The organism is Nonomuraea sp. KM88 (genome assembly GCF_052245635.1).
GTDB lineage: Bacteria > Actinomycetota > Actinomycetes > Streptosporangiales > Streptosporangiaceae > Nonomuraea.
This window is the reverse complement of record NZ_JBQQCC010000026.1, coordinates 25,209-51,260: the sequence shown is the minus strand read 5'-3', so window position 1 is coordinate 51,260 and position 26,052 is coordinate 25,209. Positions and strand designations below refer to the sequence as shown.

Sequence of the window (26,052 nt, the reverse complement as noted above, 5' to 3'; positions counted from 1 at the left end):
CCGGCCCGGCGCCGGTTGGGTCGCGCCGGTCCTGTCGTGCCGTCCTGTCAGGGGATGATTCAGCTGTGGTCGGAGGAGCCGCCCAGGTCGGTCTCCACGTAGAACCGCTCGGACCGGGGCGGGACGATCATTTCCACGATCTCCGCGATCTCTCCCCGCCTGGTCCAGGTCTCGCGCGTCCAGCGGAACGCGGGCGTGCCCGCGGGCAGGCCGAACGCCTCCGCCTCGGCGCCGCCGAGGACGCACGGCTCCACGTACATCCTGGCCCGCACCAGCTCGATCCCGCGGTCGCGCAGGTAGGCGTGCGTGGTGAGGGGCTCCAGCGGCTGGTCGAGCAGGTCGGGCGCCAGCCGGAACGGCAACACGTGCAGCTCGCTGTTGATCACCTGGCCGGCCGTGTCCATCTTGTGGCGCTCCATCTGGACGACCGCCTCCTCGTCCGGCACGCCGGGCAGCCGCAGCCGCGCCGACTGCGCGGGCATCACCTGCGCCGAGACGACCTTGTGGTCGCCGTGCGTCTCCGGTCCCTGGATCAGCAGGCCGGTGAAGCGGAGCAGGTTGTGCCGGCCGACGGCCTGGGCGACGAAGCTGCCGCGCTTGCGGAAGCGCACGATGAGCCCGGCGTCGGCGAGGTCGCGAAGGGCCCGCTGCACGGTGATGCGCGAGACCTCGAACTCCTCGCAGAGCTCGACCTCGGTGGGGATCCGGGTGCCCGGACCCCAGTGGCCGCTGCGGATACGCGCCTCCAGCGCCCTGCGGATCTGCACATGGAGCAGGAGGTCACGTTCTGACATGCCAAAATACTCGTTGTAGCGTTTAGTTATGTCAATAGGAGATTTGATATAACTTATCGGGCTGTGTCGCAGTGAGGCGGTCGACTCTGGGCAGATCGGGCGGTCTACGCTGCCCCCATGGACGCTGATCTCATCACCACGGCAGGCGAGCTCTGGGACGCCGATCCGGGCTGGCTGAACACCGCCTCCTACGGCGTGCCGCCGCGGCGCGCCGCCGACGAGCTCCAGGCCGTGCTGACCGAGTGGCGGCACGGCAGCAGCGACTGGGCGCCCTGGGACACCTCCGTCGCCCGCTCGCGCGCCGCGTTCGCCCGCCTCATCGGCGCCCCCGTGGCCGACGTGTCGATCAGCTCCACCGTCTCCCAGATCATGTCCACGGTCGCCACGGCGCTGCCGCCGGGCGCGCGCGTGGTCGTGCCCGAGATCGAGTTCACCAGCAACCTGTTCCCCTGGGCGGTGGCCGCCCGAGTGGAGACCGTCCCCGCCGACCGGCTGGCCGACGCGATCGACGGCTCCACCAGCGCCGTCGCCTTCAGCCTCGTCCAGTCCGCCACCGGCCAGGTCGCGCCGCTCGCCGACATCGTGGCCGCCGCCAGGGCCTGCGACGCGCTCGTCATCGCCGACGCCTCGCAGGCCTGCGGCTGGCTCCCGGTGGACGTCTCCGGCATCGACGCGCTGGCCTGCGCCGCGTACAAGTGGCTGATGGCGCCGCGCGGCGCCGCCTTCGGCTACCTGTCGCCCCGCCTGCGCGAGCGCATGCGCCCCCTGGCCGCCGGCTGGTACGCCGGCGCCGGCGAGGGCGGCTCCTACTACGGCCCTCCGCTGCGCCTGGCCCCCGACGCCCGCGCGTTCGACCTGTCACCCGCCTGGTTCTCGTACGTCGGCGCCGCCCCCGCCATCGAGCTGCTGAACGAGCTCGGCGTCCAGCGCGTCCACGACCACGACGTGGCGCTCGCCAACCGCTTCAGAGCCGGGCTGGGCCTGGAGCCCGCCGACACGGCCATCGTCTCCGTGGACGCCCCGGGCGAGCGGCTGGAGGCGGCCGGCATCCGCGCGGCCGTACGCGCCGGGAAGGTACGCGCCAGCTTCCACGTCTACACCACCGCCGACGACGTCGACCGCGCCCTCGACGCGCTCACCTGACCCGAGCCGGCGCCCGCGTTCACGTGCCGCCCGTGTGGTAGACCTCCAGCTCGGCGATCGAGGTGAACGTCCGGGTGCCGCCAGGGGCGCCGATGATCCGCACCCCGTCACCGCCGGTCGCGTCGAAAGCCAGCTCGTACGCGCGGAAGGGCCCCGCCGTGCTGTCGTACGGATATCCGGGGGTGATCCGCAGCCCGCTCACGTCCGTCCAGGCGTGGTCCCTGCGCACCTGCACCCTGAGGCCGGCGCCGAACCAGCCGCCGTCGCCGAACATCTGCCCGCTGGTGAAGACGACCTTGTCCATCGTGTACTCGCGCGGCCAGGTGTATCCCCACCAGCTGGCGCCCTTGCGCTCGTCGTTCCAGTCGTCCTCGCTGCGGGATCTGTCGCCGTCGTTGTAGTACGCGGTGTTGCCGAAGTGCGCGACCCTTTCGACGCCCGCGGTGCCCGGCTCCCTGGCGAGGTTGCGGCCGGCGTCGGGCGCGTTGCCCGGGGTGGTCTCCACGTGCGGTTCGAGGCGCATCCCGCGCAGCGAGAAGGTGTACGCCCAGTGCTCGCCCTCCGGGTAGCCGCCGCCGCACGGGCAGACGTTCGACTGCAGCCACATCGACCTGCCGTCGGCGCTGATGTACTTCGACGGGATGGTCGTGGCGTAGCCGCCGTGCTTGGTGCGCGTCCACGGGTAGCCGCCGAAGTCCTTGCCGGTGAAGCGCCGCCACGGGCCCCAGGGCGTGGGCGACTCGTAGAACTCGAACGTGTACTCCGTCCACGACGTGTACAGGTAGCGGTCGAGCGGCTTGTTGTAGACCACGCCGCCCTGGCTGATCACGGTGAGGTTCCTGGCTCGTCCCGCGGTGTAGACGTCCTGGTACAGGTGCCGGTCGTCGTGCAGCACGGCGACGCGGTCACCGATCTCTTCCGACCAGGTGGGCGTGCCGGAAGCGGTGAAGCCGCTGACGAACTCCCAGGCGTCGCGGTCCTGCACCGCGCCCTTCGGCACCCGGGCCAGCCACACGGCCACGGGATCGGGCACCCGGTCGTTGAACGAGTCGCGCCAGTTGTGGTCGAGCCCGTAGGCGTAGACGTGGTCGTCGGGCGCGTTGGCGTACGCCTTGCCGTAGTCGAGGAACATGATGGTGGTGAACAGGCCGTCGCGGAACATCGCGCCCGTCCTGTCCCACGTCCACGTCCGGCCGTGGTCGGTCGACTTGGCGATGGTGGCGGCGGGCGCGTCGTTGAAGTCGAAGGCCAGGTCCTGGACGGCCAGGTAGAGGGTGCCGTCCACGCAGGCCATGCCGGTCGGCTTGCGCGTGTGTCCCGGGGTCCACACCTGGCCGACATCGTCGCCGACCGGCAACTGGGCGCCGGTGAGGTTGCCCGGCATGCCGGAGATCCTGGCCACGCCGATGTCGCTCATGGCGCCGCCGAAGCCGATGCCGTCGCCGTACGCGGTGTAGACGTTGTCGTCGTCGGACCAGCACGACGGCCACAGGTCGCCGTGGTTGCGGTTGTCGCCGACGGCGGGCGCCCCGACCGTGGCGCCGGAGTCGATCTGCACCGTCGAGAAGAACGAGCTGGGTGGCGGCGCCTCGGCCGCCGCGGGGGTGCTGTCCTGGGCCACGGCGGTCGCTGCCAGGAGCAGGGTGGCCAGTCCTGCGCCCAGGCCTCGTCGGACGATCGAATACATGGCTTCTCCTGGCGGTGCGGTATCCCCTGGGCGCGCGGCGGTGGGGGCCGATGAGGGTGGGAGGTGTCGGAGAACAGCTGCGAGCAATCGATTTCCGGCCGAACGTACAAGCGTGCGTGACAGGCGTCAAGCCCCTCGCGCGCCAGAGATCGGATGGGGCCCCGTCCGGCAGGCGGGCATATTTCGAGAAAGTTTGAAGTGTGACAGGATGATCTTGGAGTTTTCCCTGTTGGACGCCGAAGGCCCGGGAGCGCGCAGCCCCGCGATGGTAGAAACTTGGTGCGATGCCCACTATCTACGATGTCGCCCGTGAGGCCGGCGTGTCCGCCGCCACCGTCTCGCGCGTGCTCAACGGCGCCAGGACGGTCGATCCCGCCATGGTCGCGCGGGTGCTCACCGCGGTCCGCGAGCTCGGCTACCGCCCCAACGCGGTGGCCCGCAACCTGCGGCGCAGCCGCACCACGCTCTGGGCCGTGATCATCTCCGACATCGGCAACCCGTTCTTCACCGCCACCGTCCGCGGCGTCGAGGACGTCGCCCAGCAGGCGGGCTACTCCGTCGTGTTGTGCAACAGCGACGAAGACCCGGCCAAGGAGGAGACATACGTCGCGGCGGCGCTGAGCGAGCAGATGGCCGGGGTGATCATCGCGTCGTCGGGCAGCGCGAAGGCGGCCAAGAGCCTGCTCGACTCCCCCATCCCGGTCGTCGCCATCGACCGCCAGTTGCCGCGCGGCGAGGTCGACACCGTCGTGGTCGACAACGAGGCGGGCGCGCGCACGGCCACCCGGCACCTGCTGGACGCCGGCTACCGGCGCATCGCGTGCATCACGGGGCCCGAGGGTGTGAGCACCGCCGACCTGCGCCTGCGCGGCTACACCACCGCCCTTTCCGCGCAGCAGCCGCCGGAGCCGCTGGTCGCCAGGACCGACTTCCGCGAGCAGGGCGGCTACGACGCCATGGCGTCGCTGCTGTCCTCCCCCGAGCGCCCCGACGCGGTGTTCGTGGCCAACAACCTCATGACGGTGGGCGCGCTGCGCTGCCTGGCCGACCGCGAGGTGCGGGTGCCAGGGGAGATGGGCGTGGTCGGGTTCGACGAGATCCCGTGGGCCGACCTGGTCCGCCCGTCGCTCACCACGGTGGCCCAGCCGACGTACGAGCTCGGCCGCATGGCCGCCCGCCTGCTCGTCGACCGCATCGCCACCCCGGCGGGCCGGCCCGCCACGGTCGTCCTGCCCGCCGAGTTGCGCCCCCGCCAGAGCAGCGCCCGCTGACCCGGCGCCCGGCCCGCACGGCCTCCGGCGCCGTGCACCCCTAGGCCCACCTAAGCGCCCCGCCATGACGTCCTTATGGGGCACGCTCCCCTTGTTTGTCCAAATATCGGCCTCTATCGTCACAAATAGGCTCTCATTCTCGTTAAATGAGCATTAATACTCATTATTTGAGAAAGGCAGTGTTGTGGACGAAGGAGACCAACCGCCGCTCGCCGGGATCCGGGTCCTCGAACTGGGCAGCTTCATCGCCGCGCCGTTCGCCACCCGGATCTTCGCGGACTTCGGCGCCGAGGTCGTGAAGATCGAGCGGCCCGGCACCGGGGACGAACTGCGCGGCTGGCGGCGCAGCAGGGGCGGGACGTCGATGATGTTCCGTACCATCGCCCGCAACAAACGCTCCGTCACCGTGGATCTGAGCACCGGCGAGGGCCGCGACATCGCGCTCGGCCTCGTGCGCCACTGCGACGTGGTCGTGGAGAACTTCCGCCCCGGCACGCTGGAGCGTCTCAGGCTCGGCTCCGACGAGCTGACGGCCGCCAACGCCGACGTCGTGCTGGTCCGCATCTCGGGTTACGGGCAGACGGGACCGTACCGGGATCGGGCGGGTTTCGGTGGCGTGGCCGAGGCGTTCGGCGGCCTGCGGCACGTCACCGGGCATCCCGACCGCGAGCCCGTCCGGCCCGCCGCGCCGGTCGGCGACGCCCTGGCCGGCCTGTACGGCGCGATCGGCGCGCTGATGTTGTTGCTGGCCAAGGCGCGGGGGCGGCCGCACGAGGGACCGCGGGTCGCGGACGTGGCCCTCTACGAGTCGGTGTTCATGGCCATGGAGTCGCTGGTCCCCGACTACGACGCGTACGACGTGATCCGCCGCCGCACCGCAGGCAACCTGCCCGGCGTGGTGCCCAGCGGCATCTACCCCACCAGCGGCGGCGGGTCCGTGATCATCGCGGGGAACTCCAGCGGCGTGTTCGGCCGGCTCATGACCGCGGTGGGCCGCCCCGACCTGGGCACGGACCCCACGCTGGCCGACGGCTCCGCCCGCGACGCGCGCGAGCCCGAGCTCAACGGGGCCATCTCCGCGTGGACCGCCCGCCACACCGCCGCCGAGGCGGTCGAGCTGCTCAGCCGGGCCGGCGTTCCCGCCGGGCCCATCTACGACGCCGCCGACATCGCCGCCGACGAGCACTACCGCGCCCGTGACATGCTCCGCCCGCTCAAGGTCACCGTCGACGGCGAGCCCGAGGAGATCCGCTTCCCCGGCGTGGTGCCGCGCGTGCCCGGCGCGCCCGGCGACGTGCGCTGGGCCGGCCCCGACCTGGGCGCGCACACCGACCAGGTCCTGGGCGAGCTGCTCGGCTACTCGGCCGGCCGGCTCGGCGAGCTGCGCGCCAGGAAGGTGATCTGACATGCCCGTCGCCGCCGACGTGACGGTCAACGACGTCGTGCTCAGGGACGGGCTGCAGGACGAGCCCGTCGTGGTCCCGGTGCCGGACCGCGTCGCCATCGCCGCCGCGCTGGCCGCCGCCGGAGTGCGCGCGATCGAGGCCGCCTCCTTCGTCAACCCGGCCAGGGTGCCGCAGATGGCGGGCGCGGAGGAGTTGTTCGCCGCACTCCCCCGCGACGGCTCCGTACGCTACAGCGCGCTCGCGCTCAACGCACGGGGCGTCAGCCGTGCGGTGGCGGCGGGAGCCGACGAGATCGTGCTGGTCGTGTCGGCCGGGCAGGGACACAGCCTGGCCAACGCGGGACGCGGCGTCGAGGACGGGCTCGCCGGTTTCCGCGACGTGGTGGCCGGCCACCCGCAGGCCACCTTCACCGGCGGCGTCTCTACCGCGTTCACCTGCCCGTTCGACGGCGAGATCGCCCCGCCCAGACTGCTCGCCGTGGCCCGCGGCCTCGCCGGGATGGGAGTGGCCCGCATCGTCCTGGCGGACACGCTGGGCACCACCGAGCCCGAGCGGATCGCCCGTACGCTGGCCACGATCCGGCCCGCCCTGCCGCACGTGGAGTTCGGGCTGCACCTCCACGACGCCCGCGGCCAGGCGCTCGACACCGTCGACGCCGCGCTGGAGCTGGGCGTGACCCGCTTCGACGCCGCCGCCGGCGGCTACGGGGGTTGCCCGTTCGCGCCGGGCGCGCACGGCAACCTCGCGACCGAGCGCCTGGTGGCGCACCTGCATGCGCGCGGCGTGCGCACCGGCGTCGGCGAGGGCGCACTCGCCGACGCGGTGGCCCTGGTCAAGGAGTGCCTGGCGCGGGGCACGCCGCTTGCGTGACACGCGGGCCCTGGTCAGTGCGGGTCCCGCTCGCCCGGCGTCCAGAAGGGGCTTTTCGAGGTCGGCGACCGCGGCGAGCAGGACCCGGGAGAACGCCCGGGAAACGGGCGGAAACCGCTCGCGGCCGCCGAGATGACGTGACCGGCCGGCCGGACGGCGTCCGCGCAGGTCACGCGGAGATATCGATTCCTGTATCCGGCAAGCGAAGCCGTGAGGTTCTTGACGCCCGGCATGCCGACTTCTACATTTCCTGGGAAATCGATTGCTCGCCCCCCCGAGCACTCAACTCCAGGAGGATGCGATATGTCGGCCTTCGCGAGGGTGACCCGCCGATCGCTGCTGCGCGGCGGGACCGTCATGTTAGGTTCGGCCATGGCGGCGCCGCTGCTGTCGGCATGCGGGGGCGGTGACCAGGGCGGCAACCCGAAAGAGCTGACCTTCTGGAACTTCTACGGCCCCAATCCGCAGTCCGACGCCCAGAGCAAGTGGTTCACCGACCTCGTCGCGACATGGAACTCCAACAACGACGTCAAGGTCAAGCTCCACTACCTGCCCGTGTCGGAATATCTGGCCGGCCGGGCGCTGCAGACCGCGTTCTCCGCCGGGCAGGGGCCGGACATCTTCCTGCTCAGCCCGGGCGACTTCCTGCGCTACCACAACGGCGGCGTGCTGACCGACCTCACGCCGCACCTCAAGCCCGACCAGATCGCCGACTTCGCGGACGGCGTGCTCGACACCCGCACGGTCGACGGGAAGATCTACGGACTGCCGATGGAGCGCGAGCCGCTGGCCGTCTTCTACAGCGTCGACGCCTTCGAGCAGGCGAAGTTGTCGGAGGGCGACCTTCCGAAGACCTGGGAGCAACTGCTCGAGGTGGCCGGCAAACTGTCCTCCAAGGACCGGTTCGGCCTGCTGTTCGAGACCATCCCCGGCTACTACCAGAACTTCACCTGGTATCCGTTCATGTGGATGGCGGGCGGCTCGGCGGTGCCGGAGAACGGCGGGCCCGGCTTCGACTCGCCCGCCGTGCACAGCGCGCTGAAGCTCTGGCAGGACAGCGTCACCGGCAAGATGTCCCCGCGCAAGCCGCAGGGCGACGGCGGCAACGACACCCCGGCCAACCTCGGCAGCGGGTTCGTCGCCATGCAGCAGACCGGCATCTGGGGGGTCTCGCAGCTGGCTCAGAACAACAAGGACTTCGAGTACGGCGTCTTCCCGCTGCCCGTGCCGGAAGGCGGCACCTACACGACCTCGGTCGGCGGCTGGGCGTTCGTGGCCAACGCCAAGGGAGCCAATCCCGAGGCCGCGGCCAGGTTCATCACCTGGGCCCTGGGCGCGAAGGACGCCGAGGGCATCGAGCGCGGCCGCCAGTGGAACACGGTCGTCAAGACGAACCTGCCGGCCCGGACGTCCGTGCAGGAGGCGGCCAAGTCGGCCGGCGCCTTCGACGATCCCGCGCTGAAGGTCTTCCTGGAGAAGGTCGTCCCCGGTTCCAGAGGCGAGCCCCGCTACACCCCCGAGGTCTACAAGGCCGTGTCGGACGCCATCCAGGCCGCCCAGCTCGGCGGTGCGGATCCGGCCAAGGCGGCGGCCGACGCCGCGGCGAAGATTGACGCCTTCCTGAAGGGCTACAAGGGTGCGGCGATGTTGTGACCGGCGTCCCCGGCCCGGGGCGCGCACGCCCGGCGACCACCTGACCCGAGAGAGGCGATAGAACATGGCGACCGTTGCCGACGCCGGCACGGCGGTGCGGCGGCCGCCCGGCGCCGCGCCTCCGGTGTGGAACCGGCGCAGGCGCGAGGCGCTCGCCGGGTACGCCTTCGTGGCGCCCGACCTGCTCGGCCTGGTGATGTTCGTCGGGCTGCCCATGGTCCTGTCCCTCGGTGTCTCGCTGTTCAGCGCGGACGGCTTCGGCGGCTACACGTACGTCGGCCTGGACAACTTCCGGCAGATGGCCGAGGACGCCCAGCTCTGGCAGAGCGTCAGGGTCACGCTGACGTACACGGTGGCGTTCGTGCCGATCGGCTTCGTCGTCAGCCTCGGCCTCGCGCTGCTGGTGCGCGACCACTTCCCCGGCGTCGGGCTGGTGCGGACGATGTTCTTCCTGCCGCACGTCATCAGCCTCGTCGTCGTCGGCATCGCCTGGCAGTTCCTGCTGGTCGACAAGCAGGGCGCGGTGCCCACGCTGCTGCGGCCCGTGGGGCTGGGCGACACGTCGTTCCTCGGCGATCCGTCGCTGGCGCTCGGGTCGCTGGTGGCGATCAGCATCTGGTTCCTGATGGGTTACAACATGCTGATCCTGCTCGGCGGGCTGAAGGACATTCCGAAGGAGTACGAGGAGGCGGCCGGCATCGACGGGGCCACCGCGTGGCAGAAGTTTCGCCACGTGATCTGGCCGCTGCTCCGGCCCACCAGCTTCTTCGTGCTGGTCAACTCGGTGGTCGGGTCGGTGACCGGGCTGCAGGCCTTCGACCTGGTCTATGTGCTGACCCAGGGCGGCCCCGCGGGCAGCACGTCGAGCGTGGTCTTCTACATCTACCAGCAGGCCTTCACCTTCAACAACTACGGTTACGCGTCGGCCCTGACCACGGTCGTCGTCGGGTTCCTCATCACGGCGACGGGGACCATGTTCGGGCTCACGAGGGGAGGCCGGTTCGATGCCGGTTAGGCTGCGCGCGATCGTCGGATACGTGCTGGCCATGGTCACCGTGGCCCCGCTGGTGTGGCTGCTGGTGGCGGTGCTGAGGCCGGCCGACGAGCTGTTCGACGTGACGCTGCCGAGCAGGCTGACCCTGGACAACCTGCTCTACGTGCTGACCGAGGTGCCGATCGGCCGATACATGGTCAACAGCGCCATCGTCTCCGTCGCGGTGACGGTGATCGCGCTCGTGCTGCACTCGATGGCGGCGTACGCGCTGGCCCGGCTGCGGTTTCCCGGGCGGCAGGTGATCTTCTCGATGATCGTGTCCACGATGCTGGTGTCGCTGCCGGTGATCCTCGTGCCGCTGTTCCTGGTGGCCAGGGAGCTGGGGCTGCTGGACACGTACGCGGGGCTCATCCTGCCGGCGATCTTCCACGCGTTCGGGATCTTCCTGCTCCGCCAGTACTACCTGACGATTCCGCGCGAGCTGGAAGAGGCCGCAGACCTCGACGGGTGCGGATATTTCCGGCGCTGGTGGCAGGTGGTGGTGCCGCTCAGCCGCCCGGTGCTCGCCTCGCTCGCCGTCCTGTTCTTCCTGGCCAACTGGAACGCGTTCCTCTGGCCGCTGACCGCCGTCCAAGACCCGGAGCTGCGCGTGGTGCAGGTCGGGATCTCCACCCTCCAAGGCCAGTACGGCTCGGCCTGGAACTATGTCCTGGCCGCGACGGTGATCGCGGCCGTGCCCACCTTGGTCGCTTTCGTGCTCGGCCAGCGCCGGCTCGTCGAGGCGATCAAGACCTCCGGATTGAAGTGAGGATCGAACCAGCATGACTTATGGCGACTTCGGCAGCAGCCTGCGCGACCTGCCCCGGCTGCGGGCGTCCAGGCGCAGGCGCGTCTCCAGCTACGACCGCACGGGCGCCAACGACGACCGGCTGAAGGTCGAGGCGGGGACCACCGTCACCCTGGCCGACATCGAGGGCCCCGGCTCGATCAACCACATCTGGTGCACCGTGGCGCTGCCCCAGCAGGACGTGCCCGACGCGGCGGACCTCGACTACCTGCGCCGCCTGGTGTTGAAGATCACGTGGGAGGACCAGGAGCATCCCAGCGTGCTGGTGCCGCTCGGCGACTTCTTCGGCATGGGCCACGCCAGGACGGCGAACTTCGTCTCGGCGCCGCTGCAGATGAGCCCGCAGGACGGCAAGGGCTTCAACTCGTGGTTCCACATGCCGTTCGCCAGCCGGGCGAAGGTGGAGCTGGTCAGCGAGCTGTCGTCCGAGCCGGTCTTCTTCTACTACTACATCGACTACGAGGTGTTCGACGCCGCCGCCGACGACCTCGGCTACTTCCACGCCCAGTGGCGCTGCGAGCGGCCCACGGACGGGGTCGAGCAGGGCGCGCAGAGCAACCGCGAGTTCCAGGTCGAGGGCGTCAACGACACCGGTGACGGCAACTACGTCCTGCTGGACGCCGAAGGGCGCGGCCACTACGTGGGCTGCGTGCTCAACATCCGCAACCTGCGCGAGACCAGCGACTGGAACTGGTACGGCGAGGGCGACGACATGATCTTCATCGACGGGGAGCCGTTCCCGCCGTCGTTGCACGGCACGGGCACCGAGGACTACTTCAACACCGCCTGGTGCCCCACGCAGACGTACCACGCTCCGTACCACGGCATCACCATGCCCGGCGGCGACAACTGGAGCGGCGAGATCTCGCTCTACCGCTTCCACGTCGAGGACCCGATCACGTTCACCGAGTCGATCAGGGTGACGATCGAGCACGGCCACGCCAACAAGCGCTCGGACGACTACTCGTCGGTCGCGTTCTGGTACCAGACGCTGCCGCACAAGCCGTTCGGGATCGCGCCCGTCGAGCAGCGGCTGCCGTTCCCACCCCGGTAGTAATCGATTTCCAGGCACCGCGATAGACTGCCGTAGCTCAGCTGCCGGGCCTGCCACGAGATGGGACGAGGTTGCTCAAAATCCAAGATGTCGCGCGACACGCCGGGGTCTCCGCCGCGACGGTCTCCCGCGTGCTCAACGGCCGTTCCACGGTCAACCCCGAGCTCGCGGCCCGTGTCCACGCGGCCGTCAGGGAGCTGGGCTACCGGCCCAACGGCGTCGCGCGCAACCTCAGGCGCCGGCAGACCACGCTGTGGGCGGTGCTCATCTCCGACGTCGGCAACCCGTTCTTCACCTCGCTCGTGCGCGGGGTGGAGGACGGCGGGCGGCAGTTCGGCTACTCGGTCGTGTTGTGCAACACCGACGAGAACCGCGCCAGGGAGGCCGAGTACATCGCGGTGGCGCTGGCCGACAACATGGCCGGCGTGATCATCTCCCCCGCCGACGACTCCACCGACATCAGCGCCCTGGTCGCCGCCGGCACCGCCGTGGTGACCATCGACCGCGAGCTGGCCGAGACCGAGGTCGACGCCGTGCTGGTGGACAACGAGAAGGGCGCGGAGATGGCCACCGCGCACCTGCTGGAGTCGGGCTACCGCCGCATCGCCTGCATCACCGGCCCGCGCCGGATGTCCACGGCGATGCGGCGGCTGCGCGGCTACCAGCGGGCGCTGCGGGCCTTCGGGCTGCCGTCGGACCGTTCCCTGATCCGCCACGCCGACTTCCGCGAGGAGGGCGGCTACTCGGCCATGGCGGCGCTCCTGGACGAAGGGGTCGAGATCGACGCGGTGTTCGGGGCGAACAACCTGATGACCGTGGGGGCCGTGGAGTGCCTCGTGGATCGCGGCGTGGCCATCCCGGGCCAGGTCGGGGTGATCGGCTTCGACGACATCCCCTGGGCGCGGCTGTTCCGCCCGGGGCTGAGCACGGTGCGGCAGCCGACGTACGAACTGGGGCGGGCGGCCGCGCAGCTGCTCGCCGACCGCATCGACAACCCGGCCAGGCCAGCCGCCCGCATGGTGCTGCAGACGGAGCTGCACCCCCGCGAGAGCTCCAGCCCCCGCACCGGCTGACCTCCCCGCCACACCCGGGCCGGCGCCGCCCCGCGCCGGCCTTTCCGCTGCTCGTACGCGGTAGCGCTACCAGGCGGTCACTGTTGCCATTCTGTGATGTGAAGCGGCATTGACGGTCCAAGAGGTGAGATCTAGCTTGGGTGGAAATCGATTTCTGAGCAATCGATTTCTGAACATGGAGGTCAACCACCCGTGGCACGTATCGGAGTGCTGAGCATCTCGGACGGGCGCGACTTCGTCGCCCGCGATCTTGTGGATCACATCGACACCGCCACCACCGCCCTGGCGGAGGCGTTGCGCAAGGAGGGGCACGAGGTGATCGTGGCTCCGGAGATCGTGTCGACCAGCGAGCTGGCCACCTCCCAGGCCCGCCGGCTCGCCGATCAGCGGCCCGACCTGACGATCTTCAATTACGCGGTCTGGGCCTTCCCGCATTTCACCATGCTCGCCGCCGAGGCCACTCCGGGGCCGCTGCTGCTGATGGCCAACATCGACCCCGCCCAGCCGGGCATGGTCGGCATGCTGGCCGGCGGCGGCGGTCTTGACCAGATCGGCAGGGTGCACGCACGGGCCTGGGGCGACATCGAGGACCTCGCCGTGAAGAGCCGCGTGCTGACCGAGGTGCGCGCCGCGCGGGCCGTCCGAGGGCTGCGCGGATCGACGTTCGGCCGGATCGGCGGCCGGCCCATGGGCATGTACACCGCCGTCGCCAACACCGACCAGTGGATGCGCACCTTCGGCGTGGACGTCGAGGAGATCGACCAGTGGGAGATCGTGCGCCGCAGCGAGAACGCGTCCCAGACCCGGGTGAAGGAGACTCGCGAATGGCTGGAGACCAAGGGCAACGTCCACTACGACGGCAAGCAGCTCACACCTGACCTGCTCGAACGGCAGATCCGTACGTACTACGCGATGCGCGAGCTCATCGACGAGTGGAAGCTGGACTTCTCCGGCATCAAGGGCCAGCCCGAGCTGACCACCCACTTCTGCACGATGGACATCGCCGAGTCCTTCCTCAACGACCCCTACGACTGGGAGGGCCCGAAGGAGACGCACGTCTGCGCGACCGAGGCCGACATGGACGGCGCGCTGAGCATGCAGATCCTCAAGCTGCTGAGCGGCGACCCGGTCCTGTTCGCCGACGTGCGGCACTACCACGCCGACAAGGACGTGTGGGACCTGTGCAACTCCGGCCAGCACGCCACCTGGTACGCCGCCCGCTCCGACGACCCCGCCGAGAACCTGGCGAGGACGCACTTCTACCCCGAGGTGTTCTTCTTCCCCGCCGGCGGCGCCAGCGTGCACCACCTGGCCGCGCCCGGCGCCGCCACGTTCGCCCGGCTCACCCGCAGGGACGGCGCCTATCGCATGCACGTGATGCGCGGCGACTTCGAGCTGTACGACGACGCGACGAACGAGGCCATGGCCAGGCAGTCGACGTTCGAGTGGCCGCACGCGTTCACCAGGCTGCACGTGCCGGCCACCGAGTTCCTCGGGCGGTTCGGCTCCAACCACATCCACGCCGTTCCCGGCGACCACGTCGCCGAACTGCGGGCGGTCTGCGCACAACTGGGTGTCGAGTTCGAGGGGTTCGGCGATGCGGCTTAACACGATCCTGCTGGCGGCCGTGCTGGCGGCCGGGGCGTTGGCGGCACCCGCGCAGGCGCAGCCGGTGCCGGACAAGGGCCTGGTCGGGTGGGACGTCTACCGGCGGCTCGACCGGCTGCCGGAGCTGACGACCGGCGTGCAGACCAAACAGTTCTCCAGCTTCGACCGCACGGCCGACAACAACGACGGGTTCGAGGGCACGTACTCCTGCCTGCACACCTCCGGCCAGGGTTGCGTGATCGCCGAGCACACCGGCGCCGGCGAGGTGCAGGCCATCTGGTTCACCAGGGACGGCGGCGACGTCACGAAGACGGGCACGATCACCATCGAGCTGGACGGCCGCAAGGTCGTCGAGGCGAGCCTGCAGGACCTGGTGAACGGCAAGCTCGGCGCGCCTTTCGTCCATCCCCTCGTGGGCAACGCCGACCAGAGCTCGGGCGGCGTCTACGTCGAGGTGCCGATGCCGTACCGGGAGTCGATGCGCATCACGACCGAGCACAACCCGCTCTTCCACCACGTCTCCTACCGCACGTTCGCCGACGCCGAGGGCGTGCGCACGTTCGACCCGTCCGACAAGGCGCAGGACGTGATCGACCGGCTCAGGGCCGGCGGCGACCCCAAGCCCGCGCTCCCGGGCGCGCGCACCCACGACACCGCGATCGACCTCGCCCCCGGCAGGTCGGTACGGCTCGCCCGCACGCAGGGCTCCGGCCTGCTGTCTCAGATCAGGCTCCGGCTGCCCCAGGCCGAGCAGGTCCTGCCCGAGACCGAGGCCGACGAGGGCCGGGCGTTCGGCAAGGACGGCTCCAGCGAGTTCACCGTCAAGATCGACCCCGAGAACGACGGGGTGCGGCTGACCCGGCGCATCGACCCCGCCATCGGCAAGCAGGTCGCCAAGGTGCTGGTGGACGGCCAGGAGGTGGCCCAGTGGCCGCCGAGCAAGGTCGGCGCCTCGGGCATGTGGGCCGAGGAGTCCGTCGACCTGCCGGCGAGCGCGACCAGGGGCAAGGCGCAGATCACGATCAAGAACGTGTTCCAGTCGGCGGACCTCGACTACAACGAGTTCACGTACTGGGTGGACAGCGGCGGCGAGCGCACCGACACCGTGGACGTGGGCGACGCGGCGGACGAGGCGGCGCACGGCTACACGATCGCCGCGCAGACCTGGCAGGGCGAGCGGACCTTCGCCTTCCCGATGGAGGAGGACGAGCTCGCCAGGGTCAGGGCGGCCCAGGAGGTGCTGCAGGGGCTGCGGCTGCGGATCGCCTTCGACGGCAGGCGCACCGTGGACGCGCCGGTCGGCGAGTTCTTCGGCAGCGGGCACGCGATGATGCCGGTCAAGTCGCTGATGTACGCCGTCGATGCCGAGACGAGCACGATGTCGGCCTGGTGGCCGATGCCGTACGGGAAGGGCGCGACGGTCGAGCTCCACAACGGCACCGGCCGGGCGATCGAGGGTGAGGCGTCGGTCACGTCGGCCCACCGTCCCATGGCACGAAATATCGGTTATTTCGGGGCGCAGTCGCACGCCGGCGCCACCACCCCCGGCAAGAGCTGGCCCTTCCTCAAGGCCACCGGCCAGGGCAAGTTCGTCGGGGTCAGCCACACCATGCGCGGCCCGACCAACCGCAACTACCTGGAGGGCGACGAGCGCGTCCACGTGGACGGCTCGCGCACCCCGCAGATCCACGGCACCGGCAGCGAGGACTTCTACCAGGCGGGCTGGTACTTCAACAGGGAGACCTTCAACACGCCCTTCCACGGCAATCCCGTGCACCTGGCCCCGGCCACCGGCTGCCCGGAGGAGAGCGACTGCACCAGCGCCTACCGGCTGATGATCGGCGACGCGGTGCCGTTCGGCAGCTCGATCACGTTCGACATCGAGCACGGCTGGACCAACAACGTCGAGGGCGTCTACTCCTCCACCGCCTACTGGTACGGCTCCGGCAGGACGGCCGCCAGGAAGACCGACGCCCTGACGGTCGGCGACCCGGCCAGCGAGCGGGCCCACCGCTACACCGGCCAGGGCGAGGTCACCACGCTGGAGTCCGCGTTCGAGGGTGATCTGGAGAACGCCGACACGCTGAAGGCCACCCAGCGCGTCACCGAGGGCCCGGTCTCCTTCAGACTGCGGATCGACCGCGGCAACAAGGGCGTCGAGCTGCGGCGGACGAGTGACCAGAGCCGCGCCGGGCAGCGCGCCGAGGTCACCGTCAACGGGCACCGGCTGCCCGACTGGACGCAGCCGCTCGGCAACGAGAGCCGCAGGTGGCTGGAGGACACCTACCAGATCCCGGCGAGCGCGACCCGGGGCCGCGGCGAGATCACGGTCCGGCTCACGCCGAAGACGCCCTGGTCGGCCGCCTCCTACACCGCGTGGAGTCTGCGGTGACCGTTCTGACGATGCGGGCCATCGGCAAGTCCTTCCCCGGCGTGCGGGCCCTCGACGGGGTCTCGCTCACCGTGGCGGAGGGCGAGGTGGTGGCCCTCCTCGGAGAGAACGGCGCCGGAAAGTCGACGCTGATGAACATCCTGGCCGGCGTGTTCAAGGAGTACGAGGGCGAGATCGAGATCGGCGGGCAGGCGGCGCGCATCCACTCGCCCAAGGACGCGCGCCGGCACGGGATCGCGATGATCCACCAGGAGCTCAACCTCGTGCCCGAGCTGTCCGTCGCGGACAACATCTTCCTCGGCAGGGAGCGCGCGATCCTCGACAGGAAGGCCATGGAGGCGCGGACCGCGGAGCTGCTGCGCGGTCTCGGCCTCGACCTGTCGCCGCGCCGGCTCATCAAGCAGTGCAAGATCGCCGAACGCCAGCTCATCGAGGTGGCCAAGGCGCTGTCGCAGAACGTCCGCGTCCTGGTCATGGACGAGCCGACCTCGGCCCTGGCCGACGCGGAGGTGCGGCGGCTGTACACGGTCATCCGCGACCTGACCGGGCGCGGCGTGGCCGTCATCTACATCTCGCACCGCCTGGAGGAGCTGGAGGAGATCGCCGACCGGGTGGTCGTGCTGCGCGACGGCACCTACGTCGGCGAACGCTCGGACGTGGACCGGGACGAGCTGATCCGGATGATGGTCGGCCGGCCGCTGGGCGAGATGTTCCCGCGGGCGGACGGCGGAAGCACCGGAGGGGAGCTGCTGAAGGTCGAGGGGTTGTCGGTGCCGGGCGAGCCCGGCACCGGCCGTACCCCGTTGCGCGAGGTCTCCGTGTCCGTACGGGCGGGCGAGATCGTCGGCGTGGCCGGCCTGATGGGCGCGGGCCGCAGCGAGCTGCTGGAAACGATCTTCGGGATGCACCGGCCGGCCGCGGGCTCGATGAGCCTGGGCGGGCGGCCGTACCGCCCGCGAAGCCCGAAGGGCGCGATCCGGCGCGGCGTCGCGCTCGTCGCCGAGGACCGCAAGGCGCAGAGCCTGGTGCTGGGCAACAGCATCGCCTTCAACGCCGGCCTGCCCTCGCTCGGGCGGTTCCTGCGCTTCGGCATGGTGGACGCCCGCCGCGAGCAGGCGGCCGTCGAGCGGCAGGTGACCGAGCTGCGGGTCAAGGCGCCCGGCACCCGGTTCACCGTCGGGAACCTGTCCGGCGGCAACCAGCAGAAGGTCGTGCTGGCCAAGTGGCTGCTGACCTCGCCGTCGCTGATCCTCATGGACGAGCCCACCCGCGGCATCGACGTGGGGGCCAAGGCGGAGATCCACGCGCTGATGTCCTCGCTGGCCGCCGGCGGCAAGGGCGTGCTGGTGGCCTCGTCGGAGTTGCCCGAGCTGCTCGCCATGTGCGACCGCATCCTCGTGCTGTGCGAGGGCCGGATCACCGCGGAGTTCTCCCGAACGGAGAATCCCACGCAGGAGGCGATTCTCGAAGCCGCCATGGCACGACAAAAGGTGACGACCCCATGACGACCAAGACCGCGCCGCCCACGCCCGCGAAGCCACCGGGCGAGAACCGGCTGCGGCGCACGTTCTCCGCCCTCGGCGCGGCCCAGGCCTACATCGGCCTGGTCCTGATCCTCGCGGTCGGCATCGCCACGAAGGGCGACATCTTTCTCAACGAGACGAACCTCACCAACGCCGTCGGCGCCTTCGCCTCGCGCGGCATCCTGGCCGTCGGCGTCACGCTGGTGATCCTGACCGGCGGCATCGACCTGTCCGTCGGCTCGCTGCTCGGCATCGCCTCGATGACGGCGGCGATGATGTTGTCGAAGCATTCGCTGGAGCCGTGGCAGATCGTGCCGATCTGCATGGTGGTGGGTGCGTTCTTCGGCTTCCTGAACGGCGCGGGCACGGCCTGGCTGCGCATCCAGTCGTTCGTCATGACGCTGGCCATGTTGTCCGTCGTACGCGGCCTGGACCGGCAGGTCAGTGACAACGTCAGCGTCGGCACCCAGATCGCCGGCCCCGACGGGAAGCTGACGCCGCAGGCGGAGGCGTTCCAGCTGTTCGGCACTCCGGGGCACAACCTGTTCGACCGGATCTACTACCCGGTGCTGGCCTTCATCGTGGTCTGCGTGGTCTTCCACCTGATCCTGACGAAGACCCGGTTCGGCCGGCACGTGTACGCGGTCGGCGGCAACCCCACCGCGGCCCGCCTGTCCGGGGTCAACGTCACGGCGATCACGATCGCGGTGTTCACGCTGTCGGGCATGCTCGCCGGGTTCGCGGGGCCCATCGACGCCGCTTACAGCGCCTCGGCCGACCCGCAGGCCGGGCAGTCGTACGAGCTGGACGCCATCGCCGCCGCGGTCATCGGCGGTGCGTCGCTGGCGGGCGGCAGGGGGACCATCGCGGGCACGTTCGTCGGCGCCCTCATCCTGACGCTGCTGGACAACGTGCTGGGGCTCAACGCGGTCAGCGACAACTGGCAGCTCGTCATCAAGGGGCTGATCGTCGTCGTGGCGGTGGTCCTGCAGCGTCCCGATCTCTTCAAGTTCTTCCGAGGAGGGTCTCGATCGTGAAGAAGGCCATCACCATCGCGCTGTGCGCGGTTCTCGCCGCGGCGTGCGCGTCGAAGGCGCCCGGCCCGTCGACGTCGGCGGACGGCGGTGAGAAGAAGACGTTCGTCGTCGGCTACTCGCAGTCGAACAACGCCGAGCCGTACCGGGCGCAGCTCAACCTGCAGCTGCAGCACTTCATGAAGAAATATCCGGATATCGAGCTGCTGCCGATCGCCGACGCCAAGCAGTCGAGCGCCACGCAGGTCTCCCAGGTCCAGAACTTCATCACGCAGAAGGTCGACGCGCTCATCGTCTCCCCCACCGAGCCCGCGCCGCTGACGGCGGCAGTGGAGCAGGCGTGCCAGGCCAAGATCCCGGTCATCATCCTCGACCGCACGGTGAACACCGACTGCTACACCGCCTTCATCGGCGGCGACAACGTGCTCATCGGCAAGAAGGCGGGCGAGGAGGCGGTCAAGCTGCTGCCCGACGGCGGCACCATCGTCGAGCTGCGCGGCATCATGTCCAACCAGCCGCAGATCGACCGCGACAAGGGCTTCCGCGAGGCCATCGCGGCCAACCCCAAGATCAAGATCATCGCCGACCGCGAGGGCAAGTGGCTGAAGGAACAGGCCACCCCGATCATGCAGCAGTGGCTGGCCCAGCACGAGAAGATCGACCTCGTGTACGGGCACAACGACCCCATGGCGCTCGGCGCCTACCTGGCGGCCCAGGCCGCGGGCAAGGCCGAGCAGATCAAGTTCATCGGCATCGACGGCCTGGCCATCCCCGACGGCGGCATCCGCGCCGTGCAGCTCGGCCAGCTCTCGGCCACGTTCATCTACCCGACGGGCGCGGAGGAGGCGGCCGAGACCGTCAACAAGATCCTCCACGGCCAGGAGGTGGACAAGAAGCAGGTGCTCGGCACGACGCAGGTCACCAAGGACAACGCGGCCGAGCTCTACAAGAAGTACGACCTGTCGGGGCAGGGCTGATGTTCCTCGGCATCGACATCGGCACCGCGAGCTCCAAAGGCGTGCTGGTGGCGCCCGACGGGACGGTGGTGGCCACGGCGGTGCGCGAGCACCGCACCGCCACGCCCCGGCCCGGCTGGTTCGAGCACGACGCGGACGAGGTCTGGTGGGCCGACTTCCTGGCCATCGCCGGGGAGCTGGCCCGTCCTGACGTCGCCGCGCTCGGGCTGAGCGGCATCGGACCGTGCGTCCTGCCCTGCGACGCCGACGGCACGCCGCTGCGCCCGGCCATCCTCTACGGCGTGGACACCCGCGCCACCGCCGAGATCGCCGCCCAGACCGAGCGGTACGGCGAAGCCGCGATCATGGACAGGTGCGGGTCGCCGCTCACCTCGCAGGCGGCCGGGCCGAAACTGGAATGGCTGCGGGGCCACGAACCCGGCGTGTGGGAGCGCACCCGGCGCGTGTTCATGGCGCACTCCTGGCTGGCGTACCGTCTGACCGGCGCGTACGTGCTCGACCACCACTCGGCCAGCCAGTGCACGCCCCTCTACGACACCCGCGCCCACACGTGGATCGCCGAATGGGCCGCCGGCATCGCGCCCGGGCTGGAGCTGCCCGCGCTCGCGTGGAGCGGCGAGACCGTCGGCACGGTCACGCCCGCCGCCGCGGTCGGCACCGGGCTGCCCGCCGGGATCCCGGTCGTCGCCGGCACCATCGACGCCTGGGCGGAGGCCCACAGCGCGGGCGTCACCGCGCCGGGTGACGTCATGCTGATGTACGGGAGCACCATGTTCATCGTCGAGGTGCTCGCCGCGCGGGCCGCCTCGCCGCACCTGTGGGGGACCGCCGGGGTCGCGCCGGGGACGTACAACCTGGCGGCGGGGATGGCCACCTCGGGGGCGATCACCGGATGGTTGCGCGACCTGACCGGCGCGTCGTTCGAGGAGCTCACCGCCGAGGCCGCGGCCGCCGGGCGTGGCGCGGAGGGGCTGCTCATGTTGCCGTACTTCGCCGGGGAGCGCACGCCGCTCTTCGACCCGGACGCGCGCGGCACGCTCATCGGGATGACCCTGCGGCACGGGCGCGGCCACCTCTACCGGGCGGCGCTGGAGGCCACGGCCTTCGGCGTGCGGCACAACCTGGAGGCCATGCGCGCCGCGGGCGGCGCGGGCAGGAGGCTCGTGGCGGTCGGCGGCGGCACGCGGGGCGGGTTGTGGACCCAGATCGTGTCGGACGTGCTGCAGCAGCCGCAGGTGCTGCCCGCGCACACGGTCGGCGCGGCGTACGGCGACGCCATGCTGGCCGCCCGGGCGTGCGGCGTGGCCAGCGAGGGCTGGAACCCGGCCGTCGCCACGGTCGAGCCCGACGCGGGCGCGGCCGCCGACTACGACCGGCTCTACCACCTCTACCGCGACCTCTACCGGTCGACGCGCCACATCGCCCACGCGCTCGCGTGAGCGGCGCTCAGCCGGACACGATGAGCTTCGCGAGGAACCCCCTCAGCGGGACACGGCCGGCTTCGTGCAGGGCCGTCAGCCGGACACGATCAGCTTCTCGATGCGCTCGGCGGCGGCCACGACGAGGTCGCCGTACTGGTGGCCGGGCCCTTCCCGGCTGACCCTCGACAGCGGGGCGGACAGGCAGAGAGCCGCCACCACCTCGTCGTTGACCCGCACGGGCGCGCTGACCGAGCTCAGCCCCAGCATGCGCTCGGAGACGCTCTCGAGCCAGCGCCGCTCGGGACGCGCGGGATCCGGCGGGTCGCCGGCCTCCAGGATGCGCGCCGCCGAGCCGCGCCCGGCCAGCGGCAGGCGCGAGCCGACGGGCAGGGAGGCACGCAGCTCGGCCTCGGACTCCGCGCTGGCCACGCAGAGCCGGTGATCGCCGCGCCGCACCCAGATGGCCGCCGTCTCCCCCGTGCGCGCGCGCAGGTCGTCGAGCACGGGGCCGGAGACCGTGATCAGGCCCGAGGAGGTGAAGCGCCGCCCGACGTGGTAGCGCCCCTGCGGGTCACGGCGCAACAACCCGTGCTTGACCATGGACGCGGCCAGCCGCTGCGCGGTCGGGACGGACAGGCCGAGGTGGCGGGCCAGCTCGGTGGCGCTCATCGGGGCGCGCTCGACGGTGTCGAGGATGGCGACCGCCCGGTCGATCACCCCGACCCCCGTGACCAGGTTTGCCTGCTCCTCATCCCTCACGGCACGACCTTAGCTCCGCCGCGCGAGCCGCGCCACGACACCGGTCAGTTCTTGATCTCGACGAGCGTCACGCCCTCGATGGTTGCCGCGGACGAGCTCGATCGCCTCCGGCGGGCCGCCCTGCACCGGCGCAGGTGAAAGATACGGAAAGAAAGGATATGACGTGAATGGTCCCGTGCCCTGCTGCCCGTAGAGTGACGATTTGGACAGCGGTCGGGGACGGGGCACGATCTGGATGGTGGGGTACGACGCTCGCGGGCTCATGACGCGTTTCCCGCCGGGCTGGCCGGGATGACCGGGTGCCGGCGGACCGCCGAGGCGCTGCACGCCGAGCGCCAGTGGACGACGTACATGGTCGAGGCGTCCGGGGAACTGCTGTCCTCCCTGAACCTCGACCGCTGCCTGGAGACGACGGCGCGCCTGGCCGCCCGGCGGCTCGCCGACGCCGCGCTGGTCGTGTTGCCGATGCCCCGCCGCAGGTTCGTGATCGTGCGCTGCGACGCGAGAGGCCGGGTGGCCCGCGAGAGCGCGGCCATCGATCCACGCGCGGTCCCGGGCCTCGACGAGGCGCTGCAAGGTTTTCCGCCGGTGCCCGCCCGCTGGATCGATCCGGCCGACGCTCCCGGCTGGGTGCTCAGTGACGGGTCCGGGGACATCGGCTCGGTCGCGCTGGCCTCCCTGCCCGGCCGCGGCCTGCCCGCGGGCGCGCTGGTGCTGCTGCGGCGCGAGCGGGAGGCCGGCTTCTCGGACAACGAGGCGGTGTTCGCGAGGCTGCTGACCGCGTGGGCGGGTGCGGCGATCTCGGTCGCCCGCCTGTACGCCGAGCAGGAGGCCATCACCGAGACCCTGATGGCCGAGCTGCTGCCACCTCCCCCGCCGCGGCTGGAGGGTGCGGAGGTGGCGGCCCGATACCGGCCCGCGGGCGCCGGGGAGCGGATCGGCGGCGACTTCTACGACGTGCATCCCGTCGCGGGCGCGGGGGGCGAGTCGCTCGTGGTGCTCGGCGACGTGTCCGGCAAAGGGCTGGAGGCCGCCGTGCTCACCGGCAGGATCCGCAACACCCTGCGGGCCCTGTCGGCCCTGGCGGACGACCACCACCGCGTGCTCGAGCTGCTGAACGACGTCCTCATCGCCGACGGCGTCCCGACCCGCTTCGTCACCCTCGTCCTCGCCTCGTTCAGGCGCCGCGGCACCCGCGTCGAGTTGCGGCTGACCAGCGCCGGGCATCCGCCACCGCTGATCCTGCGTAACGACGGCCGCGTCGAGACGGTCACGACCGTCGGCACGCTGATCGGCCTGCTGGAGCACATCACCAGCGCCACCGCCTCGGTGGAGCTGGAGCCCGGCAACACGTGCCTGCTCTACAGCGACGGCATCATCGAGGCCAGGGGCGGCCCGCTCGGCGACGAGTTCTTCGGCGACGAACGCCTGTGCGAGCAGCTCGCGCAGTGCGCCGGCATGCCTCCGGAGGCGCTGGCCGAACGCGTCGAGATGCTGGCATCGGAGTGGGTCGGCGGCGGCGAGCACGACGACATGGCGGTGGTCGCCATCACGGCCTGCCGCGACGTCCCACCCGGCGCGGCAGGAGAGCGGCTCCCGTGAACGCCGGCATCGGGAACCACGTCGACACGTTGTGGGCGGCGGCGATGGCGGGCGACCAGTACGCCGCGATCGACGCGGCGACGGCCGCCATCGACGCCGGCGTCCCCGTGGAGACCCTGCTGATGGACGTCGTCGCCGCCGTGCAGGCCCGGGTCGGCCACGAGTGGGCGGCCAACCGCATCACCGTCGCCCAGGAGCACACCGCGACCGCGGTCAACGAACGTGTGCTCGACGCCCTGGCCCACCACCCGGCCATGAGGCAGAGCCGGGCGCCGGGCAGGGGCCGGGTCGCGGTGGCGTGCATCGACGGCGAATGGCACGCGTTCCCCGCGCGGTTGCTGAGCGAGGTGCTGCGGGTGAACGGCTGGCACGTCGACTACCTGGGCGCGCAGATCGCCACGCGCCACCTGGTCGCGCACCTGCACCGGACGAACCCGGACGCGGCGGCGCAGGTGGTGGCCTCCGCCGTCGACGTGCTGGCCGGCCTCCTCACCGGTTTCCCGCGTGCCCTCGCCACGCTGGCGCGGGCACGTGACGTGCTGCGCCCCGCGGTGACTAGCGCCAGGTGATGTCGGAGGAGGAGTAGAGGCAGTTCACGCCATCCGCCCCCTCGCCGATCTTCTCCGGCTCGTCGCCCTTCGGGACGCCCCGGTACTTCTCGCAGATCGTGGTGTCGTCGCCGTACACCGTGATCCTGCTGAAGCGGGCCGTGTCGCCCCAGTTCGTGTTGATGCCGGCCAGCACGTCGGTCGAGCGGGCGGTGACGCCGTCCATGACCACGTGGCGCTGGTAGGAGCTGGAGCAGTTGCCGCAGGCGCGGTAGAGCTTGCCCGCGTTGTGCACCTGGAAGTCCCTGATGGTCAGCGTGCCGGCGCCGTTGTGCTGGAACACCTTGTCGGAGGCGGACTTGGCGCCTCCGCCGTCCACCAGGTAGGTGGCCGACGAGCTGGACGACCTGAACGTCGCGGCGTCCTCACCGACGTCGTTCCACCACACGTTGCGGATCGTGCACGAGCCCTCGCAGTGGATGCCGTCGCCGGCCGGGGCGTCGATGATGACGTTCTGGATGGTGCCGCCGTTGTCCACGACGAACATCGGGTCCTGGCTCTCCCCCTGTCCGCCGTCGCCGATGCCGTAGTAGCGCTTCATGCCGCCGTCGAAGAACGTGCCCACGTCACGGGTCTCGGTGATGTGCACGCTGCCGGTGTCGGAGGGCCACTCGCCGCTGCCGTCGCCGCCTCCGCCGCCGCTGCCCATCTTGACGAGCTGCCACTGCTGGTTGGCGCCGCCGAGGTCGTCCCACTGGGAGATCCTGGCGCCGTCACCGGTGCCCCACTCCCACACCTCCAGCGCCTTGCCGCTGTTGCGGTTGATCAGCCGGACGTGGCCGCCGTCGGAGTCGGCCAGGCGGAACTGCTGGTTGGCGGCGTTCAGGTCGGCCCACTGGACGATCTGCGCGCCGCCCTCGGTCGACCACTCGTAGACGTCCAGCACCTTGCCGCTGTGGCGCGACTTGAGCCGGTAGTAGCCGTCGCCGGAGCTGACGAACTGCCACTGCTGCTGGTTGCCGTCGTTGCGGGCCCACTGCACGATGGGCGCGCCGTCGTTGGTCGCGAAGTCGTACAGGTCGAGGGCCTTGCCGCTGTGCCGGTTGACCAGCACGTACCAGGCGCTGGTGTCGACGCTGGCCGCCTGCGCCGGGAGCGGCGCCACGGCGATGGCGCCCACCGTGGCCGTCAGCACGGCCGTCAACACGGCCGTCAACATGGCGGCGAGGGTCGCCGGCAGCCGGCGCCATCGCCTGGAACGAGGGTCACGTGTCAAGGTCGTCCTCCTCTTTGGTAAGCGCTTTCCCAATGGGTGTGACGCTGCCGGGATAGCCGAGTTCGTTGGGAGATCCGCCTTACTCGAAGGCTGGTCGTCGCTGTTCGAGCTTTGATCGCA

Annotated in this window: 21 protein-coding genes; 17 read left to right on the top strand and 4 right to left on the bottom strand. The window is 70.8% G+C overall.

Annotation, left to right across the window (positions count from 1 at the left end; all coding sequences use genetic code 11):
* Positions 1 to 59: 59 nt before the first annotated feature.
* The gene (locus ACTWPV_RS44625; protein WP_347650102.1) at positions 60 to 794 is read right to left on the bottom strand and encodes a GntR family transcriptional regulator; all 735 of its coding nucleotides are present in this window, start codon (positions 792 to 794) and stop codon (positions 60 to 62) included.
* 117 nt (positions 795 to 911) lie between these two features.
* On the opposite strand from ACTWPV_RS44625, the gene ACTWPV_RS44620 reads away from it, so the two are divergent.
* Entirely contained in the window at positions 912 to 1,937 is a 1,026-nt protein-coding gene (locus tag ACTWPV_RS44620; RefSeq protein ID WP_443156432.1) for an aminotransferase class V-fold PLP-dependent enzyme, read from the top strand.
* Between the two features lie 19 nt (positions 1,938 to 1,956).
* Here the strand turns inward: ACTWPV_RS44620 and ACTWPV_RS44615 are convergent, their stop codons facing one another.
* On the bottom strand, positions 1,957 to 3,624 hold the full coding sequence (locus tag ACTWPV_RS44615; protein ID WP_443156431.1) for a hypothetical protein: 1,668 nt from the start codon (positions 3,622 to 3,624) through the stop codon (positions 1,957 to 1,959).
* A gap of 284 nt (positions 3,625 to 3,908) precedes the next feature.
* Here ACTWPV_RS44615 and ACTWPV_RS44610 point away from each other — a divergent pair, with 284 nt between their 5' ends.
* The 14 genes from ACTWPV_RS44610 to ACTWPV_RS44545 all read left to right on the top strand — a co-directional run bounded on the left by ACTWPV_RS44610 (position 3,909) and on the right by ACTWPV_RS44545 (position 21,765).
* The gene (locus ACTWPV_RS44610; RefSeq protein WP_443156430.1) at positions 3,909 to 4,895 is read left to right on the top strand and encodes a LacI family DNA-binding transcriptional regulator; all 987 of its coding nucleotides are present in this window, start codon (positions 3,909 to 3,911) and stop codon (positions 4,893 to 4,895) included.
* A 184-nt stretch (positions 4,896 to 5,079) separates the two neighbouring features.
* Positions 5,080 to 6,300 carry a CaiB/BaiF CoA transferase family protein gene (locus tag ACTWPV_RS44605; protein WP_347650106.1) on the top strand — a complete coding sequence of 407 codons (1,221 nt, stop codon included), beginning with the start codon at positions 5,080 to 5,082 and terminating at the stop codon, positions 6,298 to 6,300.
* Between the two features lies 1 nt (position 6,301).
* Positions 6,302 to 7,171 (top strand): hydroxymethylglutaryl-CoA lyase, encoded by an 870-nt coding sequence (locus tag ACTWPV_RS44600; protein WP_443156429.1) that lies wholly within the window; start codon positions 6,302 to 6,304, stop codon positions 7,169 to 7,171.
* A 303-nt stretch (positions 7,172 to 7,474) separates the two neighbouring features.
* Positions 7,475 to 8,824 (top strand): ABC transporter substrate-binding protein, encoded by a 1,350-nt coding sequence (locus ACTWPV_RS44595; RefSeq protein ID WP_443156428.1) that lies wholly within the window; start codon positions 7,475 to 7,477, stop codon positions 8,822 to 8,824.
* Between the two features lie 64 nt (positions 8,825 to 8,888).
* Positions 8,889 to 9,839, top strand: coding sequence for a carbohydrate ABC transporter permease (locus ACTWPV_RS44590; RefSeq protein ID WP_347650109.1), 951 nt, complete (start codon positions 8,889 to 8,891; stop codon positions 9,837 to 9,839).
* Positions 9,829 to 10,626 (top strand): carbohydrate ABC transporter permease, encoded by a 798-nt coding sequence (locus ACTWPV_RS44585; RefSeq protein ID WP_347650110.1) that lies wholly within the window; start codon positions 9,829 to 9,831, stop codon positions 10,624 to 10,626. Before ACTWPV_RS44590 ends, ACTWPV_RS44585 begins: the two co-directional genes overlap by 11 nt.
* A gap of 13 nt (positions 10,627 to 10,639) precedes the next feature.
* Positions 10,640 to 11,719, top strand: coding sequence for a glycoside hydrolase family 172 protein (locus ACTWPV_RS44580; protein ID WP_347650111.1), 1,080 nt, complete (start codon positions 10,640 to 10,642; stop codon positions 11,717 to 11,719).
* A 71-nt stretch (positions 11,720 to 11,790) separates the two neighbouring features.
* The gene (locus ACTWPV_RS44575; protein WP_443156427.1) at positions 11,791 to 12,792 is read left to right on the top strand and encodes a LacI family DNA-binding transcriptional regulator; all 1,002 of its coding nucleotides are present in this window, start codon (positions 11,791 to 11,793) and stop codon (positions 12,790 to 12,792) included.
* Between the two features lie 192 nt (positions 12,793 to 12,984).
* Positions 12,985 to 14,400, top strand: a complete 1,416-nt coding sequence (locus ACTWPV_RS44570) for an L-fucose/L-arabinose isomerase family protein (protein ID WP_443156426.1) — start codon at positions 12,985 to 12,987, stop codon at positions 14,398 to 14,400.
* A complete protein-coding gene (locus ACTWPV_RS44565; RefSeq protein WP_347650114.1) occupies positions 14,390 to 16,792 on the top strand; it encodes a glycoside hydrolase family 172 protein in 2,403 nt (800 codons plus the stop codon). Before ACTWPV_RS44570 ends, ACTWPV_RS44565 begins: the two co-directional genes overlap by 11 nt.
* Positions 16,789 to 18,297 (top strand): sugar ABC transporter ATP-binding protein, encoded by a 1,509-nt coding sequence (locus ACTWPV_RS44560; RefSeq protein ID WP_347650115.1) that lies wholly within the window; start codon positions 16,789 to 16,791, stop codon positions 18,295 to 18,297. The genes ACTWPV_RS44565 and ACTWPV_RS44560 overlap by 4 nt, the downstream gene beginning before the upstream one ends.
* The gene (locus ACTWPV_RS44555) at positions 18,294 to 19,352 is read left to right on the top strand and encodes an ABC transporter permease (RefSeq protein ID WP_347650116.1); all 1,059 of its coding nucleotides are present in this window, start codon (positions 18,294 to 18,296) and stop codon (positions 19,350 to 19,352) included. The genes ACTWPV_RS44560 and ACTWPV_RS44555 overlap by 4 nt, the downstream gene beginning before the upstream one ends.
* Positions 19,349 to 20,326 carry a substrate-binding domain-containing protein gene (locus tag ACTWPV_RS44550; protein WP_347650117.1) on the top strand — a complete coding sequence of 326 codons (978 nt, stop codon included), beginning with the start codon at positions 19,349 to 19,351 and terminating at the stop codon, positions 20,324 to 20,326. Before ACTWPV_RS44555 ends, ACTWPV_RS44550 begins: the two co-directional genes overlap by 4 nt.
* Positions 20,326 to 21,765 (top strand): FGGY-family carbohydrate kinase, encoded by a 1,440-nt coding sequence (locus tag ACTWPV_RS44545; RefSeq protein WP_443156425.1) that lies wholly within the window; start codon positions 20,326 to 20,328, stop codon positions 21,763 to 21,765. Before ACTWPV_RS44550 ends, ACTWPV_RS44545 begins: the two co-directional genes overlap by 1 nt.
* 75 nt (positions 21,766 to 21,840) lie before the next feature.
* On the opposite strand, the gene ACTWPV_RS44540 is transcribed toward ACTWPV_RS44545, so the two are convergent.
* On the bottom strand, positions 21,841 to 22,506 hold the full coding sequence (locus ACTWPV_RS44540) for an IclR family transcriptional regulator (RefSeq protein ID WP_347650119.1): 666 nt from the start codon (positions 22,504 to 22,506) through the stop codon (positions 21,841 to 21,843).
* 291 nt (positions 22,507 to 22,797) lie between these two features.
* On the opposite strand from ACTWPV_RS44540, the gene ACTWPV_RS44535 reads away from it, so the two are divergent.
* Together ACTWPV_RS44535 and ACTWPV_RS44530 are read left to right on the top strand one after the other, a co-directional pair.
* On the top strand, positions 22,798 to 24,108 hold the full coding sequence (locus ACTWPV_RS44535) for a PP2C family protein-serine/threonine phosphatase (protein ID WP_443156424.1): 1,311 nt from the start codon (positions 22,798 to 22,800) through the stop codon (positions 24,106 to 24,108).
* Positions 24,105 to 24,677 carry a cobalamin B12-binding domain-containing protein gene (locus ACTWPV_RS44530; RefSeq protein WP_443156423.1) on the top strand — a complete coding sequence of 191 codons (573 nt, stop codon included), beginning with the start codon at positions 24,105 to 24,107 and terminating at the stop codon, positions 24,675 to 24,677. Before ACTWPV_RS44535 ends, ACTWPV_RS44530 begins: the two co-directional genes overlap by 4 nt.
* On the opposite strand, the gene ACTWPV_RS44525 is transcribed toward ACTWPV_RS44530, so the two are convergent.
* Positions 24,664 to 25,932: a pectate lyase gene (locus ACTWPV_RS44525; protein ID WP_443156422.1), complete on the bottom strand. Its 1,269-nt coding sequence runs from the start codon at positions 25,930 to 25,932 to the stop codon at positions 24,664 to 24,666. The two genes, ACTWPV_RS44530 and ACTWPV_RS44525, sit on opposite strands and share 14 nt — an antisense overlap.
* Positions 25,933 to 26,052: the final 120 nt, after the last annotated feature.

Excerpts from the sequence above, each read along its gene's own strand:
- ACTWPV_RS44625 (WP_347650102.1), bottom strand. The coding sequence starts at position 794 with ATGTCAGAACGTGACCTCCTGCTCCATGTGCAGATCCGCAGGGCGCTG.
- ACTWPV_RS44620 (WP_443156432.1), top strand. The coding sequence starts at position 912 with ATGGACGCTGATCTCATCACCACGGCAGGCGAGCTCTGGGACGCCGAT.
- ACTWPV_RS44615 (WP_443156431.1), bottom strand. The coding sequence starts at position 3,624 with ATGTATTCGATCGTCCGACGAGGCCTGGGCGCAGGACTGGCCACCCTG.
- ACTWPV_RS44610 (WP_443156430.1), top strand. The coding sequence starts at position 3,909 with ATGCCCACTATCTACGATGTCGCCCGTGAGGCCGGCGTGTCCGCCGCC.
- ACTWPV_RS44600 (WP_443156429.1), top strand. The coding sequence starts at position 6,302 with ATGCCCGTCGCCGCCGACGTGACGGTCAACGACGTCGTGCTCAGGGAC.
- ACTWPV_RS44595 (WP_443156428.1), top strand. The coding sequence starts at position 7,475 with ATGTCGGCCTTCGCGAGGGTGACCCGCCGATCGCTGCTGCGCGGCGGG.
- ACTWPV_RS44590 (WP_347650109.1), top strand. The coding sequence starts at position 8,889 with ATGGCGACCGTTGCCGACGCCGGCACGGCGGTGCGGCGGCCGCCCGGC.
- ACTWPV_RS44585 (WP_347650110.1), top strand. The coding sequence starts at position 9,829 with ATGCCGGTTAGGCTGCGCGCGATCGTCGGATACGTGCTGGCCATGGTC.
- ACTWPV_RS44580 (WP_347650111.1), top strand. The coding sequence starts at position 10,640 with ATGACTTATGGCGACTTCGGCAGCAGCCTGCGCGACCTGCCCCGGCTG.
- ACTWPV_RS44565 (WP_347650114.1), top strand. The coding sequence starts at position 14,390 with ATGCGGCTTAACACGATCCTGCTGGCGGCCGTGCTGGCGGCCGGGGCG.
- ACTWPV_RS44555 (WP_347650116.1), top strand. The coding sequence starts at position 18,294 with ATGACGACCAAGACCGCGCCGCCCACGCCCGCGAAGCCACCGGGCGAG.
- ACTWPV_RS44545 (WP_443156425.1), top strand. The coding sequence starts at position 20,326 with ATGTTCCTCGGCATCGACATCGGCACCGCGAGCTCCAAAGGCGTGCTG.
- ACTWPV_RS44535 (WP_443156424.1), top strand. The coding sequence starts at position 22,798 with ATGACCGGGTGCCGGCGGACCGCCGAGGCGCTGCACGCCGAGCGCCAG.